Source organism: Selenomonas sp. oral taxon 478 (genome assembly GCF_001189555.1).
Lineage (GTDB): Bacteria > Bacillota > Negativicutes > Selenomonadales > Selenomonadaceae > Centipeda > Centipeda felix.
Genome location: NZ_CP012071.1, coordinates 20,955 through 35,289 on the forward strand (window position 1 = coordinate 20,955; position 14,335 = coordinate 35,289).

Below are 14,335 nucleotides of genomic sequence, written 5' to 3' on the forward strand. Positions count from 1 at the left end.
TCAAAGAAAAGAATGCGGGGATATGTTCGGAAAAAAATTTATTTCAAATGGGCACGCACGATCTCATTGATGAGCTTGCCGTCCGCACGTCCCTTCACGCGCGGCATGAGAACGCCCATCACCTTGCCCATATCCTTTGCCGTCTCGGCACCGACCTCGGCGACAACGTCCGCCACGATCTTTTTCACCTCATCGACGCTGAGCTGAGCAGGCAGATACGGCATGAGGAGATCTATCTCCGCCTTGGTCTTGGCGACAAGATCATCGCGCTTTCCTCGTGCAAACTCCTCAATGGAGTCGCGGCGCATCTTCACTTCCTTCGAGATGACACCGATCACCTCATCGTCCGTGAGCGTCTTCTTCCCGTCGATCTCCGCCTGACGCACCGCGCCACGCACGAGGCGAATGACGGAAAGGCGCTCCTTTTCGCCCTGCTTCATGGCTTCCTTCATATCCGCTGTGAGCTTTTCCATAAGTGACATTGCTCTCATCCTTTCATAAAAAGAAAAACACCCGCAGCACTGCGCCACGGATGCCTTATGCAATCAGCCCCTGTATTTGCGTTTGCGTGCCGCCTCAGACTTCTTCTTGCGGCGAACGCTCGGTTTCTCGTAATGTTCACGCTTACGAACTTCGGCAAGAGTACCGGCCTTCTGTGACATACGCTTAAAGCGGCGGAGAGCACTATCGATCGACTCATTTTTGCCGACCTTGATTTCATTTGCCATGCATTTCCCCTCCCTCCACGCGCGGAGTATTTTTGCATCCAAAAATGATGCTCTGTCATTATACTCCATGAAGATAATTCGTGTCAATCATGTAATCAAATTTTCACAAAACGGAGCATGCTTCTTCCATCGACATCTGAACATTTATTTATATATAGTGTCTATTGATAAAAATTTTCTATATTTTGTGCTTTACCTATTGACAATCTATCTCACTATGGCGTATCATTTTCCTATCATCGTTTCACCAATCTACCAAATGTTCAGTGCTTTAAGGAGCTGTATCCATGAAAATCACAACGAAGATCCTATCCCTGCTGCTCGTCCTCCTCACGACAGCACTCCTCGGCTGCGGCGGATCGCAGCAGCCCGCGGAGAAGAAAGCGGAGAAACCGTTCCGCATTGTCACGTCGTTCTATCCCATGTATTTGGCGACCATCAACATCACGGACGGAGTGGACGGCGTTGAGGTCACCAACATGACGAAGCCGCAGACAGGCTGCCTGCACGACTACCAGCTCATGACTGAGGATATGAAGACACTCGAACACGCCGATGCCTTTGTCATCAACGGTGCCGGCATGGAGGACTTCATGGACAAGGTAACGGGCGCACAGAAGGACATGAAGATCATCGATGCGTCGCGCGGCATCGAGTTGATCCACGACGACGAGGGCGATAACCCCCACGTCTGGCTGAGCGTCACCGACGCCATCGCGCAGGTGCGCAACATTGCCGATCAGCTGAAGGAAGCTGATCCTGCCCACGCAGACGCTTATGAAAAGAATGCTGCCGCCTACATCGAAAAGCTCACGGCACTGAAAACAGAGATGCACGCCGCGCTTGACCATGTTCCGCATAAGGACATCGTGACGTTCCATGAGGCATTCCCCTACTTTGCGAAGGAGTTCCATCTGAACATCATTGCCGTCGTCGAGCGCGAGCCGGGGACGGAGCCGACACCGAGCGAGCTGCAGGAAACCATCGAGCAGGTAAATGCACTCCCGACCAAGGTGCTTTTTACCGAGCCGCAGTACTCCCCTGCCGCCGCAGAGACGATTGCACGTGAGACGGGCGCAAAGATTTATACGCTCGATCCCGTCGTCACGGGAGAAGCAACGCCTGCGGCAAAGAATGCATACATCGACACCATGAAGAAGAATATGGAAGTGCTGAAGGAAGCCCTTCAATAACAGCATACACATATAGAAAAAGAGCTTGCCGAACACGGCAAGCTCTTTTTCTGTGAAATTATCGTCCGAGTGCGCGATGTGCAATATCCTTGCGATAGTAGACATCCTTAAAGGAGATCTTCGCTGCAGCGGCATAGGCGGCATCGACGGCGGAGGATATATCCGCACCGCGCCCAACTACGCCGAGCACGCGTCCGCCATTGGTGACGAGCTTCCCATCTTTCATCGCCGTTCCGGCATGGAAGACGAGTGCACCCATCGCCTCGGCGTCGGCAAGCCCATGGATCTCCTGTCCCTTTTCATAATGTCCCGGATAGCCGCCCGAGGCAAGCACGACACAGACTGCCGCGCCGTCCTTCCAACGGATGGGAACGTCGGCGAGAGTTCCGTCTGCACAGGCACACATGATTGTCACGAGATCGCTGTCGAGAAGCGGAAGAACAACCTGCGTCTCTGGATCACCGAACCGCGCGTTGAACTCCACGACCTTCGGGCCATCCGCCGTCACCATCAGACCAAGATAGAGACAGCCGCGATAGATGCGTCCTTCCTTCGCCATGGCGGCGATGGTCGGCTTTAGGATCTCCTCCACGGCACGCTCCGTCATCTCCGGTGTCATGACTGGCGCAGGCGCATAGGTCCCCATGCCGCCCGTATTCGGTCCGCGGTCACCGTCATAGGCACGCTTGTGATCCTGCGCGCTGATCATCGGACGGATCGTCGTCCCATCGGTAAAGGCGAGAAGGGATGCCTCCTCCCCCTCCATAAATTCCTCAATGACGACGCGTGCCCCCGCATCACCAAAGGAGTGATCCTCCATGATGGCATCGACGGCATCGAGTGCCTCCTGCTCCGTCATGGCGACGATAACGCCCTTGCCTGCCGCAAGGCCATCCGCCTTGACGACGATGGGAGCGCCCTCCTGACGGATGTAGGCGCGTGCGGGTTCTGCCGCGGTAAAGACCTCATAGCGCGCCGTCGGGATTCCATACTTTTTCATGAGACCCTTGGCGAAGGACTTCGAGCCCTCGATCTCCGCTGCGTTCGCGCGCGGGCCAAAGGCACGAATGCCCGCCGCCTCGAGCTCATCCACCAGCCCATTCATCAGCGGCACCTCGGGGCCGACGACGACCAGCCCGATCTCGTGCTCCTTGGCAAAACGCAGAATCGCCGCATGATCGTCAAGGGCAATCGCCGCCGACGCGCCCATTCCGGGATTTCCGGGGATGGCGTAAATCTGCTCCGTCTGCGGGCTTTCCGAGAGTTTCCAATACAGGGCGTGCTCGCGCCCGCCCGAGCCGATGACAAGAATATTCACGTCGTCTTCCTCATTTTTCTATCTGCTGTGAGAGATATGCGCCGATGGCACTGTCATACTCTGCCGTATGAGCAAACGCCTCCTGCGCCAGACGCATCCGCGTCATGCCGTCCACCGCACCGTCTTTTTCGATCATCGCAGCGATTTCTGCATAGCGCGACGGATTCGTAATGACGGTGACGAACTTAAAGTTCTTCGCTGCAGCACGAATCATCGCGGGACCGCCGATATCGATCTGCTCGACCGCCTCGGCAAGTGTAACGTCAGGCTTTGCCACAGTCTCCACAAAGGGATAGAGATTGACCACGACGAGATCAATCGGTGTGATCTTCAGCTCCCGCAGCGCCTTCTCGTGCTCCGGATTACCGCGCACAGCGAGAATCCCGCCGTGGACGAGGGGATTCAGCGTCTTGACGCGACCATCCATGATCTCGGGAAAGCCCGTGACATCACTGACGTAGATAACGGGAATCCCCGCCTCACGCAGTGCCTTCATCGTCCCACCCGTGGAGACGATCTCAATGCCTGCCTTCTGCAGTGTCCGTGCGAATTCGACGACACCACTCTTATCGGATACGCTGATCAGGGCACGTTTTATCTTCATAATGCTCCTCCTTCGGCAAGGGGCAGGATATGCACCTGTCTGCCGTCTGTACGAAGTCTGCCATCGACATAGAGTCGAATTGCTGCAGGAAAAATCCGATGTTCCTCCTTGAGAACGCGTGCGGCAAGGCTGTCCTCCGTATCTCCCTCGGCCACGGGAACAGCCGCCTGAAGAATGATGGGGCCGGAGTCCGTCCCCTCATCCACAAAGTGCACCGTACACCCGCTGACCTTCACCCCGTAGGCCAATGCATCTCGATGGGCATGTGCCCCCGGGAAACTTGGCAGCAGAGCGGGGTGGATATTGAGGATGCGTCCCGCATAGGCACGCACGAAAAGCGGTGACAGGATTCGCATAAACCCTGCCAGCACGACGAGGGTGACCCCGTGCGCGTGCAGTTGTTCAAGCAGGGCGCGCTCAAAGTCCTCGCGCGCAGCGTACGCTTTGCGTACAACAGCAACATCAGGGATGCTATGTTCCCGTGCACGCGTGAGCGCATAGGCATCCGCCTTGTCCGCAAGGACGACAGCAATCTCCGCACGGATGTCTCCGCGCTCCACAGCGTCGATGATGGACGCAAGGTTCGACCCGCGCCCCGAGCAGAGCACGCCGATTTTTTCCTTAGGCATCAAAGACACCGCCCTTGATCGTCACCTCATGTGCGCCCTCGGTCACGCGTCCGATTCGGAAGACCGCCTCATGCTGTGCACCGAGATGCGCCTCGATGCGTGCCGCCTCCTCCTCAGAGGCAATGAGCACCATGCCGATCCCCATGTTGAACGTGCGGTACATCTCCGCCCAGTCAACGTTGCCCCACTCCTGCAGAAGGCGGAAGACCGCAGGCATCTCCCACGCAGCGGAATCGACCTCCGCGCCCATCCCATCGGGGAGGGCACGCGGGATGTTTTCATAGAAACCGCCGCCCGTGATGTGCACCATACCGTGAAGATCAAATTCACGAATCAGCGGCAGGCACACCTGTGGATAGAGACGCGTCGGCGTCAGCAGCTCCTCGCCGATGCTGCGTCCCAATTCCTCCATATACTCATCGCCGCGAAAGCCCTTGTGCTCAAAGACGATCTTGCGCACGAGGGAGTATCCGTTGGAATGTACGCCCGAGGAAGGCAGTCCGAGCAGGACATCTCCTGCCTTCACACGCGCACTCGTGATGAGGCGTTCGCGCTCGACGACACCGACGGCAAACCCCGCGATATCGTACTCACCCACGGGGTAGAACCCCGCCATCTCCGCCGTCTCACCGCCGATGAGCGCACAGCCGGATTCCTTGCAGGCTCGGGCAACACCCGAGACCACATCGGCAACCTGCGTTGGCTCAAGCTTGCCGACGGCGAGGTAGTCGAGGAAAAACAGGGGCTCTGCCCCCTGCACGAGGATGTCGTTGACACACATCGCCACGGCATCCTGCCCAATGGTATCATGCCGATTCAGAAGGAAGGCAAGCCGCAGCTTCGTCCCGACTCCATCCGTTCCGGAGACGAGCACGGGTTCACGATAGTCCTGCGCACGCAGGGCAAACAGACCGCCGAAGCCGCCCAGATCGCCGAGCACCTCCGGACGATAGGTCGCACGCACGCTGTCTTTGATCATCGATACGGATTCGTTGCCCGCATCGATGTCGACCCCCGCATCACGATACGTCATCTTTTCCATGGACACTTACATCCCCCTTTCGCGCTGTGCAAGCCGCTGCTGCTCACGCGTGATCGCGTCGCCCGCGTCGAGGGCGGCATCCTCCTCGGGAACCGGGTACTGATTGTTAAAACATGCGTAGCACATATGATCCGGATTGAGGGCAGGTACGCATGTCCGCAATCCCTCGATGGAGATGAAGTGAAGGGAATCCGCACCGATGAAATCGCGAATCTCCTCAAGGCTCTTCGTCGCCGAGATCAGCTCCTTGCGCACCGACGTATCGATGCCGTAGTAGCAGGGATCGGTGATCGGCGGGCTGCTGATGCAGACATGGATTTCACGCGCTCCGGCATTCCGCAGGAGCCGTACGATCTTGCCGCTCGTCGTGCCGCGCACGATGGAGTCATCCACCATGATGACGGACTTTCCCTCAACAACAGAGCGCACGGGGCTCAGCTTCAGCTTGACCGCCGTATCGCGCTGTTTCTGCGTCGGCTGGATGAACGTCCGTCCGATGTAGCGGTTCTTGATGAGGCCCTCCGCAAACGGGATGCCCGTCTCATAGGCGAATCCCGTCGCTGCCGTCGTTCCCGAGTCCGGCACCGAGATGACCACATCACCGCGAAGCCCGGACTCGCGCGCCAGAACACGCCCCATCTCGAAGCGTGCTGCATGAACACTCTGTCCATCGATGATCGAGTCGGGGCGTGCAAAATAGATGTACTCGAAGATGCAGGAAGCAACATCCTGCCCATTGGTGAAACGGTAGGACCTAAGTGCGCCGTTCTCCACGACGACCATCTCTCCCGGCAGCACATCGCGCACGAAGGAAGCTCCGTTGACATCGAGCGCGCATGTCTCGGAGGAAAGCACCCAGCCGCCCTCCTCCGTCCGTCCGATACAAAGCGGACGAAAGCCCTGCGGATCGCGCACACCGATGAGCTTGTTCTCCGTCATGATGGTCAGGCAGAATGCGCCGCGTACCTTCTGCGCGGTCTCCAATATGCGCTCCTCGATGGTCGCCTTCTGTGAGCGTGCGATCAGATGGACAAAGACCTCTGAGTCGATCGTCGTCTGGAACACCGTACCCTTGCTCTCAAGGTCGCGGCGAATCCATGCGGCATTGGTGAGGTCGCCGTTATGCGCCAGCGCCAGCGCACCGCCGGCATAGTTGACGCGCAGCGGCTGTGCATTTGCAGCGAGGCTGAACCCCGTCGTCGCATAGCGCACATGACCGATGGCAATTTGGGCATGGTCAAGATGAGGCAGTTCCGAGCGAAACACCTCGGTCACCAGCCCCATCCCTTTTTTGACGTCAATCCATGCACCGTCCGTCAGCGCAATACCCGCACTCTCCTGCCCGCGATGCTGGAGCGCAAAGAGACCGAGATACGTCATCTCGGACACATCCTCCGTCGGAGAATACACGCCGTAGATGCCGCACTCTTCCTTCCACTTTGGCACTTTTTCGTACATCGCTCTTATGCTTCTCCCGTCAGCCTGTGGAGCATCTCCTTATAGGCATCCTCTACGTTGCCGAGATCGCGGCGGAAACGATCCTTATCCAGTTTCTCCTTCGTGTCGCTGTCCCAGAAGCGGCAGTTATCCGGCGAAATCTCATCGGCGAGAATGATCTTCCCGTCAGCATCTCTGCCGAACTCCAGCTTGAAGTCAATGAGATCCACCTTCTTGGACTTGAGGAACTTCGTGAGGATATCATTGATCTTCAGCGACATGCGTTCGATCTCGTCCAGTTCCGCATCCGTCGCGATCTTCATGGCGCGGATGTGATAGCGGTTGAGCATCGGATCGCCGAGATCATCGTTCTTGTAGCAGTACTCGATGACCGGAAACGGCATCGGTACGCCCTCCTCGAGCCCGAGGCGCTTGGCGAGCGAGCCGGCCGCCACATTGCGGATGATGACCTCAAGCGGAACAATCGTAAGCTTCTTCACGATCATCTCACGCTCGCTCGGCATGGAGATATAGTGATGGGCGATGCCCTCCTTCGCCAACAGATCGAAAAAGAACGCCGACATCTTATTGTTCATGATGCCCTTGCCCACGATCGTCCCGCGCTTCGCGCCGTTCCCCGCCGTCGCATCGTCCTTGTAGTAGACGAGATACTCATTTGGATTGTCCGTCGCATAGATGATCTTTGCTTTACCCTCATAAAGAGCCTCTTTACGCTCCATTGTCATCCTGCCTTTCTTCTCAAGCAATAGAAAAATTTGTTAAAGCTGTGCCGCGACGCGATCTGCCTTCTTCTCGACCTCCAGCACCATCTTTTCCCGATAGTCCATAAGTGCTTCGGCGATGGCAGTATCGTATACGGCGAGGATCTCCGCCGCAAAGATCGCCGCATTCTTCGCACCATTGACCGCCATCGTCGCTACGGGTACGCCCGACGGCATCTGCACCGTGCTGAGCAGAGCATCCATCCCGTTCAGCGGCGTCGCATTGACCGGAACACCGATCACCGGTTTAATCGTATAGCTTGCCACGACACCTGCGAGATGTGCCGCTGCCCCTGCCGCCACAATAAATGCGGCAAATTCTTTGTCGTGATCCGCCTCCATGACGAAATCACGAACGATGGATGGCGTACGATGCGCCGATGCCACCTTCACGACCGGTTCAATGCCAAAGTGTTTCAGGAGCTCAACTGCCGGCTTCAGAATCGGCCAATCAGAATCGCTGCCCATCAAAACTGCTACCTTCATTATTATCATCTCCTCATGCCTATGATAGCGGGATTTCAAATCCATGTCAATAGAACGAAAAAGGACCGCCGTATCGCAGAATACAGCAGTCCCATAAATGAAGTCTCAATCTTCTTTGATCGTATCGTGCAGGGGCTCGCCGAAGACCAGCGTATCCAAGAGATCGATCAGCTGATTGATCTCCGGTTTTGACACCTGTCCCGACGCGCCAAGGCTCTCGCCCTTGCGCTTCATCTCCTCGCTGATGAGGGAGGAGAAGAGAACGAGCGGAACCTCACCGAGGCGGCTATCCTCGCGCACGAGCTTCAGCAGGCGATGTCCGTCCATCTTCGGCATCTCGACATCGGAGATGATGATGCGGACATGATTCTCGATCGGCCCATTCTTCCGTGCAAGATCTTGCAGATACTCCCACGCATCCTGTCCATTGCCAAAGTCACGGATGAACTTGTAGCCCGCCTCATGCAGCGTCGTCACAAGGAGTTCACGCAGCATCTTGGAGTCCTCGGCGATGACGATATGCGCCGTACCGCGCCGCGTTTTGGCATCCTGGGTGGCCTCGGCAACCGTCGTGAGCTTCTGGTTGATCTCGGGATTGATCTCCGCGATGATCGTCTCAAAGTCCAGCAGGAGGACGATGCGATCTTCCATCTTGATGATGCCGACCACGCGCGACCCTTCACCGACATTCGGTGCCGGCTCCATATTCTTCCACGAGATGCGGTGTATGCGGTAAACACTGCCAACGAGGAAACCGATGTCATAGTTGTTGATCTCTGTCACGATGATGTTCTGCAGCTCGTCCGACGTCTGGAGGTTGAGGCAGCGCGCCATATTGACAAGAGGAATCGCCTTGCCGCGCAGCGTGAACAAGCCGTCGACATAGGGATGGGCCTCTGGCATGGCAGTCACCGGCACACGCGTAATGACCTCGCGCACCTTCGCGACATTAATGCCGTAGTTCACTTTCCCTATGCTGAACTCAACGATTTCAAATTCATTCGTTCCTGTCTCAAGCAGGATGCCTTTTCTCTCTTCGGTTACCGTATCTGCCATTTATCTCTCTCCCCCTGCACGTCTACATTCTTCGCTATGCTCTCTATTCGCCCTTTGGAATAAAAATCCTTCCTTGATTAAGAAAAAACTAATTCATTTTATTTTCTTGTGACAAATATGTCCAGCCGTCCTGCTGGTATACACGGCCTTCTTTCATCAAATACCCAAGCGCGCGCTTAAACGCGGCCTTGCTGATCCCGAAACGATCCTTGAGCACCGCAGGAGATGTCGCGTCCGTATACGGCATCTTTCCGCCATGTTCCTCTAGGAGTGCGAGCAGACGGTCAGCATCCAGCGTACGCGCTTCCTCTTTCGGGGGACGCAGGGACGCGTTCAGCCGCCCGTCCTCACGCAGATACGTCACGCGGATCTCGACAGTCTCGCCGACGCGCAGCCGCCGCGGAGCCTCCTGATGATCGATGAATGCGATATAGCGCTCCTCGGTAAAGAGAAAGATGCCACGCTCCGTAATGTTATAGACGGATCCTCTCAGGCGATCGCCAACGCGCACCCCTTCGGCGGGACGTGAGGCGCGGCGCAGCTCATCCTCCACCTCCATCGTTACGGCAAGGCGCCCGGACTTATCCGTATAGAGCTTCGCCCAGACGACCTCACCGACCTGCGGCCGTCCGCGCATCCCCGCGTATGGCAGGAAGATACCGCGCTCTGCCCCGACATCGAGGAAGGCGCCCTCCTTCGTCACGTTGATGACGCGCAGGCGTGCGACCTGCCCTTCCTTCATGCGCGGTGTACGCATGCTCGCCGTTAGCCGCCGTTTCGGATCGAGGTAGAGAAAAACGCGGACGCGGTCGCCCACCTTCACCGGTGCAGTCTGCTGCATCGTATGCAGCAGAATATCATCACTCGTATTGCCCGTCTCCGCATCCAGAAAGATGCCCCACTCGGATTCGCGCACGGCAGTGAGTTCCGCCACCTGACTTGGGCCGTATTTACGGTGCACAGGCGCGGGGTTTTGCCGCTCCGTCACGTCCTACTCCTCATAGGGCGTGAGTGCGGCATCGCCCCAGAGCCGCTCCAGCGCATAGTACTCGCGCGCATCCTGCTGGAATATGTGCGCCACCGTATCGCCGTAGTCGAGCAGCACCCACTCGCCCTCACGGTAGCCCTCCTTGTGAAGAAAGCTCACCCCTGCTTCCTCCATCTTCTCCTCGATGTTGTCTGCGATCGCGCGCACCTGCGTCGCTGTATTCGCCGAACATATAATGAAATAGTCGTTGGTGGACATCAGTCCGACCATATCCATCTGTACGATGTCGCGCGCCTTCTTTTCATCCGCTGCCGCCTGAATCACGCGGCATTTTTCCTGCTCTGTCAAACTCTACTCCTCCTTCTTCTGCTCACCTTCCGTCTCCTCCGACGGAAAGAGTTCACGTATGATCTTATCGGTCGCCGCACGATCCATAATCCACACCGTATCATCATCCCGCGCGAAATCGCCCGGCAGCATGATGGTGCGCGGCGGCTGTGCATTCAGCTTTCGCACCACATTCCCGATGTGCACCGAGTCAAAGAGCTCGGCACTCGTGGTGACATCCTGTTTCAGTATATCGGCAAGCTGCGGGATCTTGGGCAGCGTATCGACACGGAGCAGCTTGGCGTAAAACGCCTTAACAAACTTTTGCTGCCGCTGCGTGCGCCCGAGGTCGCCGAGATCATCCCCGCGATAGCGCAGGTACTGTTCCGCCTCCGCTCCATCGAGATGCCGATAGCCCTGACGCATGTGAATGGAAAGCCCCGCCTCCGGATCGTCATAGTCCATATCCCGCTCAACATAGAGATCAACTCCGCCGACGGCATCGACAATCTTCTCAAAGGTATCCATATCGATGACAACGTATTGATGAATCGAGATGTCAAACATCTGATTGATCGTCCGCACCATCAACGGTGCTCCGCCCACTGCATAGACGTGAGAAAGTCGTGTCTCCCCCTTCCCCTGTGCCATGGGCACCCACGTATCGCGCGGGATATTGAGGATGCGTACCTTGCCCGTCGCATTCTCCATGCTCATGAGCAGAATGGCATCCGCACGCTTTTCCGGTGCTTCGTCCATATTTACTGCATCGTCGAGGCCGAGCACGAGAACATTCGTATAGCCGTCAAACCGCACATCGACCTCGCCGCGATTTTCCTCCTGACGGACGAGATAGGCCTCATACATTTCCCGTATATCATGGTACGCCTCAACGCCCCATCCGATCAGATAATAGCCCGAGATGCCGACAAAGACGAGGAGAAAGACCGTGCAGATCAGGCGAACAAGTCCGCGCAGAACGGCCATGCGTCGGCGGCGTGCACGCTGTGTGCGGCGTCGCTTTATGTTCTCGCGCGAGTTTTCGCTTGCCAGCTGTGCCGCGAGATCCTCCGTATCATAATCGGACAACGCCCCTCTCCCCCTTTTTCCCTCTGCTCAGCGCTGCCGCAAAAGCAGTTCGTTCCGTGCCGCCACCGTATCCGGATGAACGAGCCCTCCCTTTTTCAGAACGAATCGGATGGACTCCGTGAGTCCGACCAGCAGCATCGCGTCGAGTGATGCCGTACGCGCGAGCTCCCGCAGATGCTCCACCTCCGGATAGTCACGCGACGGCTCAATCATATCTGCAAAATAGATGATCTGATCGAGCGCGGTCATCCCTCTTCCCCCAACCGTATGCCGCCAGATCGCCTGCGCAATGCCCGCGTCATCGACGCCATAGTCCTCATAGATGAGATAGGCGCCCACGTAGGCGTGCAGGAGCAGGGGCATCGCCGCCTCGATCCTGCCGATGGGAATCCCGCGCCGCCGCGCCTCTCCGGGAAGCTCCGCTGTCGCGTAGGTGCGTCCGCAGTCATGCAGAAGCCCTGCGGTACGCGCGCGTTCCTCGTCCATGCCGAAGCGCCGTGCCAGTTCCGCCGCCGTATCCGCCACCCCGAGCGAATGCTGATAGCGTCCCGGTGCGAGACGTTCTGCCAGACGAGCGCGCATCTCCTCATACGTCATGTTCATGCGCACGATATAACCCCCTCCCTACAATATACTCCTCTACGGCACGCGGTACAAGATGCCGGATGGATTTTCCTGCGCGTACGCGTGCGCGGATCATCGTCGACGAGATCTCCAGATGCGGTGTCGGAACGACGTGAATGTGGCGGCGCTCCTCCGCTGTAAACTGCTCTGCGAGAAGCGTCTCATCAAGCGGCGTCCCCTGCCGCGTCGCCACGATGAACTGACAGGAACGCAGCAGACGGTGCGGTTCATGCCATCGGTACAGATCATTCATCGCATCTGCGCCCGTAATAAAGAAAAGCGCCGCCCCGTCAAACTGGTCGTGGAGCGCCGCTATGGTATCCACCGTATAGGACGGTCCCTCCCGACGCAGTTCCATGTCCGAAAGAGAAAAGTTCGGATTGTCCTGTATGGCACACGCCGTCATGGCAAAACGATCCACAATGGACGCCGCATGGGTGCCGTCCTTGTGCGGAGGGCGTGCCGACGGGATAAAGAGCACCTCATCCAGCGCTGCCTCCGCGCGCACCATCTCCGCCGTGATCAGATGTCCCATGTGAATCGGGTCGAACGTTCCGCCCATGATTCCGATGCGTTTTTCCATCCGATTCACCTCGTGATGCAGATTGCCAGCAGAAGAACGATGCAGAGCAGCAGGAAGGTCGCGCCTGCATACAGATAGTCACGAAGATCATGCCGCCCCTTCGGTGATGCTGCATACTGCCGCATGGTGCGCCAATATCCGATCAGGCGCCGCATCCGCCGCACGACTCCGATGCGACAGGCGTATTTTCCCGCACCTGCCCCTCGCCATAGACAAGATACTTCGTACTCGTCAGAGCCTCGAGGCCCATCGGACCACGCGCATGAAGTTTCTGCGTGCTGATGCCGATCTCCGCACCAAAGCCAAACTCGAACCCGTCCGTAAATCGCGTCGAGGCATTGACATAGACCGTCGAAGCATCAGCCCTCTGCTGAAAGGTATGTGCCGTACGGATGTCATTCGTCACAATCGCCTCGGAATGCCCCGTCCCATAGCGATTGATGTGCCGCAGTGCGGCATCCATATCCGCGACGACACGGACGGAGAGGATGAGATCACCGTACTCCGTCGCCCAGTCCTCCTCCGTTGCCGCAGGCACGTCGCTGAGGATCGCACACGTCTCTGCGCAGCCGCGCAGCTCCACCCCATCGGCACGCAGCTGCTCTGCCATCTGCGGCAAAAATGCAGCGGCAATATCACGGTGTACGAGCACGGTCTCTGCCGCGTTGCAGACCGAGGGGCGCGAAACCTTGGCATTCCGCACGATACGACACGCCATCGTGAGGTCCGCGCCGCGGTCAACATAGATATGACAGATGCCGGATCCCGTCTCGATCACGGGGACACTGCTGCTCTCCACGATGTGGCGAATCAGCCCGGCCCCGCCGCGTGGAATGAGGACATCCAGCAGCCCTGTGAGATGCGTCATCACATCCACGGCACTGCGCTCCTTCATCGCGAGCATCTGAACGGCTCCCGCAGGAATGCCGGCAGCATAGGCAGCGCGCGAAAGAACATCGGCAATGACCGCGTTAGAGCGCAGTGCATCTGAGCCGCCGCGCAGGAGCACGGCATTTCCTGACTTCAGGCAGAGCCCGATCGCATCCGCCGTCACATTCGGACGCGCCTCGTAGATCATACCGACAACCCCGAGCGGTACGCGGACACGGTGAATCTCCAGACCATTCGGACGGCGCACAGCGTAGTCCTCCCGTCCAAGCGGGTCAGGAAGCGCTGCGGTCAGCCGCAGCCCCTCCGCCATCGCATAAATGCGCTCCGACGTGAGCCGCAGACGGTCGATGTAGGAAGCGCGCACACCCGCCGCCTCGGCGTCTGTCACATCAGCGGCGTTCTCCTGCAGGATCTCCGCCGCGTGCTCCGTCAGCGCCGTCGCCATCGCATGCAGCGCCGCATCGCGCACATCACTGCAGAGCACCGCAAGAGCATAGGATGCCTCCTTTGCCGCTTCTGCCTGTGCCCGCACTGCCTGCTCCATCATTGCCATCGCTC

General features: G+C 57.8%; 18 protein-coding genes. 1 reads left to right on the forward strand and 17 read right to left on the reverse strand.

Annotated features, from left to right (window positions below):
- Window positions 1-38 precede the first annotated feature (38 nt).
- Both ADJ74_RS00115 and rpsU read right to left on the reverse strand, forming a co-directional pair.
- Window positions 39-482, reverse strand: a complete 444-nt coding sequence (locus ADJ74_RS00115; RefSeq protein ID WP_050340920.1) for a GatB/YqeY domain-containing protein — start codon at window positions 480-482, stop codon at window positions 39-41.
- 63 nt (window positions 483-545) lie between these two features.
- On the reverse strand, window positions 546-728 hold the full coding sequence (gene rpsU, locus ADJ74_RS00120; RefSeq protein WP_005841552.1) for a 30S ribosomal protein S21: 183 nt from the start codon (window positions 726-728) through the stop codon (window positions 546-548).
- Between the two features lie 287 nt (window positions 729-1,015).
- Here rpsU and ADJ74_RS00125 point away from each other — a divergent pair, with 287 nt between their 5' ends.
- Window positions 1,016-1,921 carry a metal ABC transporter substrate-binding protein gene (locus ADJ74_RS00125; protein ID WP_050340928.1) on the forward strand — a complete coding sequence of 302 codons (906 nt, stop codon included), beginning with the start codon at window positions 1,016-1,018 and terminating at the stop codon, window positions 1,919-1,921.
- A gap of 58 nt (window positions 1,922-1,979) precedes the next feature.
- Here ADJ74_RS00125 and purD read toward each other — a convergent pair whose 3' ends face one another.
- From purD to ADJ74_RS00195, 15 genes are all read right to left on the reverse strand, one after another.
- Complete coding sequence (gene purD, locus ADJ74_RS00130; RefSeq protein WP_050340931.1) at window positions 1,980-3,239, reverse strand: phosphoribosylamine--glycine ligase; 1,260 nt, start codon at window positions 3,237-3,239, stop codon at window positions 1,980-1,982.
- A 10-nt stretch (window positions 3,240-3,249) separates the two neighbouring features.
- The gene (locus tag ADJ74_RS00135) at window positions 3,250-3,843 is read right to left on the reverse strand and encodes a hypothetical protein (RefSeq protein WP_050340933.1); all 594 of its coding nucleotides are present in this window, start codon (window positions 3,841-3,843) and stop codon (window positions 3,250-3,252) included.
- Entirely contained in the window at window positions 3,840-4,472 is a 633-nt protein-coding gene (gene purN, locus ADJ74_RS00140) for a phosphoribosylglycinamide formyltransferase (protein WP_050340935.1), read from the reverse strand. Before purN ends, ADJ74_RS00135 begins: the two co-directional genes overlap by 4 nt.
- A complete protein-coding gene (gene purM, locus ADJ74_RS00145) occupies window positions 4,465-5,514 on the reverse strand; it encodes a phosphoribosylformylglycinamidine cyclo-ligase (protein WP_050344126.1) in 1,050 nt (349 codons plus the stop codon). Before purM ends, purN begins: the two co-directional genes overlap by 8 nt.
- 6 nt (window positions 5,515-5,520) lie before the next feature.
- Window positions 5,521-6,972, reverse strand: a complete 1,452-nt coding sequence (purF, locus tag ADJ74_RS00150) for an amidophosphoribosyltransferase (RefSeq protein WP_050340937.1) — start codon at window positions 6,970-6,972, stop codon at window positions 5,521-5,523.
- Between the two features lie 5 nt (window positions 6,973-6,977).
- Window positions 6,978-7,691 (reverse strand): phosphoribosylaminoimidazolesuccinocarboxamide synthase, encoded by a 714-nt coding sequence (gene purC / locus ADJ74_RS00155; RefSeq protein ID WP_050344128.1) that lies wholly within the window; start codon window positions 7,689-7,691, stop codon window positions 6,978-6,980.
- Between the two features lie 39 nt (window positions 7,692-7,730).
- A complete protein-coding gene (gene purE / locus ADJ74_RS00160; protein WP_009442369.1) occupies window positions 7,731-8,219 on the reverse strand; it encodes a 5-(carboxyamino)imidazole ribonucleotide mutase in 489 nt (162 codons plus the stop codon).
- 105 nt (window positions 8,220-8,324) lie between these two features.
- Window positions 8,325-9,275 carry a chemotaxis protein gene (locus tag ADJ74_RS00165; protein WP_050340940.1) on the reverse strand — a complete coding sequence of 317 codons (951 nt, stop codon included), beginning with the start codon at window positions 9,273-9,275 and terminating at the stop codon, window positions 8,325-8,327.
- A gap of 88 nt (window positions 9,276-9,363) precedes the next feature.
- Window positions 9,364-10,263 carry a S1 RNA-binding domain-containing protein gene (locus ADJ74_RS00170; protein WP_050340942.1) on the reverse strand — a complete coding sequence of 300 codons (900 nt, stop codon included), beginning with the start codon at window positions 10,261-10,263 and terminating at the stop codon, window positions 9,364-9,366.
- 3 nt (window positions 10,264-10,266) lie between these two features.
- Window positions 10,267-10,611, reverse strand: coding sequence for a ribosome silencing factor (rsfS, locus tag ADJ74_RS00175; protein WP_050340944.1), 345 nt, complete (start codon window positions 10,609-10,611; stop codon window positions 10,267-10,269).
- A 3-nt stretch (window positions 10,612-10,614) separates the two neighbouring features.
- A complete protein-coding gene (locus ADJ74_RS00180) occupies window positions 10,615-11,679 on the reverse strand; it encodes an LCP family protein (protein ID WP_050340946.1) in 1,065 nt (354 codons plus the stop codon).
- 27 nt (window positions 11,680-11,706) lie between these two features.
- The gene (gene yqeK, locus ADJ74_RS00185) at window positions 11,707-12,282 is read right to left on the reverse strand and encodes a bis(5'-nucleosyl)-tetraphosphatase (symmetrical) YqeK (RefSeq protein WP_050344130.1); all 576 of its coding nucleotides are present in this window, start codon (window positions 12,280-12,282) and stop codon (window positions 11,707-11,709) included.
- Window positions 12,266-12,886, reverse strand: coding sequence for a nicotinate-nucleotide adenylyltransferase (nadD, locus tag ADJ74_RS00190; protein ID WP_050340948.1), 621 nt, complete (start codon window positions 12,884-12,886; stop codon window positions 12,266-12,268). The genes yqeK and nadD overlap by 17 nt, the downstream gene beginning before the upstream one ends.
- A gap of 5 nt (window positions 12,887-12,891) precedes the next feature.
- Window positions 12,892-13,041 (reverse strand): hypothetical protein, encoded by a 150-nt coding sequence (locus ADJ74_RS11335; protein ID WP_172664491.1) that lies wholly within the window; start codon window positions 13,039-13,041, stop codon window positions 12,892-12,894.
- Window positions 13,029-14,324, reverse strand: a complete 1,296-nt coding sequence (locus ADJ74_RS00195) for a glutamate-5-semialdehyde dehydrogenase (RefSeq protein ID WP_050340950.1) — start codon at window positions 14,322-14,324, stop codon at window positions 13,029-13,031. Before ADJ74_RS00195 ends, ADJ74_RS11335 begins: the two co-directional genes overlap by 13 nt.
- Window positions 14,325-14,335: the final 11 nt, after the last annotated feature.

Excerpts from the sequence above, each read along its gene's own strand:
- ADJ74_RS00125 (WP_050340928.1), top strand. The coding sequence starts at position 1,016 with ATGAAAATCACAACGAAGATCCTATCCCTGCTGCTCGTCCTCCTCACG.
- purE (WP_009442369.1), bottom strand. The coding sequence starts at position 8,219 with ATGAAGGTAGCAGTTTTGATGGGCAGCGATTCTGATTGGCCGATTCTG.
- ADJ74_RS00115 (WP_050340920.1), bottom strand. The coding sequence starts at position 482 with ATGTCACTTATGGAAAAGCTCACAGCGGATATGAAGGAAGCCATGAAG.
- yqeK (WP_050344130.1), bottom strand. The coding sequence starts at position 12,282 with ATGAACATGACGTATGAGGAGATGCGCGCTCGTCTGGCAGAACGTCTC.
- purF (WP_050340937.1), bottom strand. The coding sequence starts at position 6,972 with ATGTACGAAAAAGTGCCAAAGTGGAAGGAAGAGTGCGGCATCTACGGC.
- ADJ74_RS00135 (WP_050340933.1), bottom strand. The coding sequence starts at position 3,843 with ATGAAGATAAAACGTGCCCTGATCAGCGTATCCGATAAGAGTGGTGTC.
- purN (WP_050340935.1), bottom strand. The coding sequence starts at position 4,472 with ATGCCTAAGGAAAAAATCGGCGTGCTCTGCTCGGGGCGCGGGTCGAAC.
- purM (WP_050344126.1), bottom strand. The coding sequence starts at position 5,514 with ATGGAAAAGATGACGTATCGTGATGCGGGGGTCGACATCGATGCGGGC.
- ADJ74_RS11335 (WP_172664491.1), bottom strand. The coding sequence starts at position 13,041 with ATGCGGCGCCTGATCGGATATTGGCGCACCATGCGGCAGTATGCAGCA.
- ADJ74_RS00195 (WP_050340950.1), bottom strand. The coding sequence starts at position 14,324 with ATGATGGAGCAGGCAGTGCGGGCACAGGCAGAAGCGGCAAAGGAGGCA.
- nadD (WP_050340948.1), bottom strand. The coding sequence starts at position 12,886 with ATGGAAAAACGCATCGGAATCATGGGCGGAACGTTCGACCCGATTCAC.
- ADJ74_RS00165 (WP_050340940.1), bottom strand. The coding sequence starts at position 9,275 with ATGGCAGATACGGTAACCGAAGAGAGAAAAGGCATCCTGCTTGAGACA.
- rpsU (WP_005841552.1), bottom strand. The coding sequence starts at position 728 with ATGGCAAATGAAATCAAGGTCGGCAAAAATGAGTCGATCGATAGTGCT.
- purC (WP_050344128.1), bottom strand. The coding sequence starts at position 7,691 with ATGGAGCGTAAAGAGGCTCTTTATGAGGGTAAAGCAAAGATCATCTAT.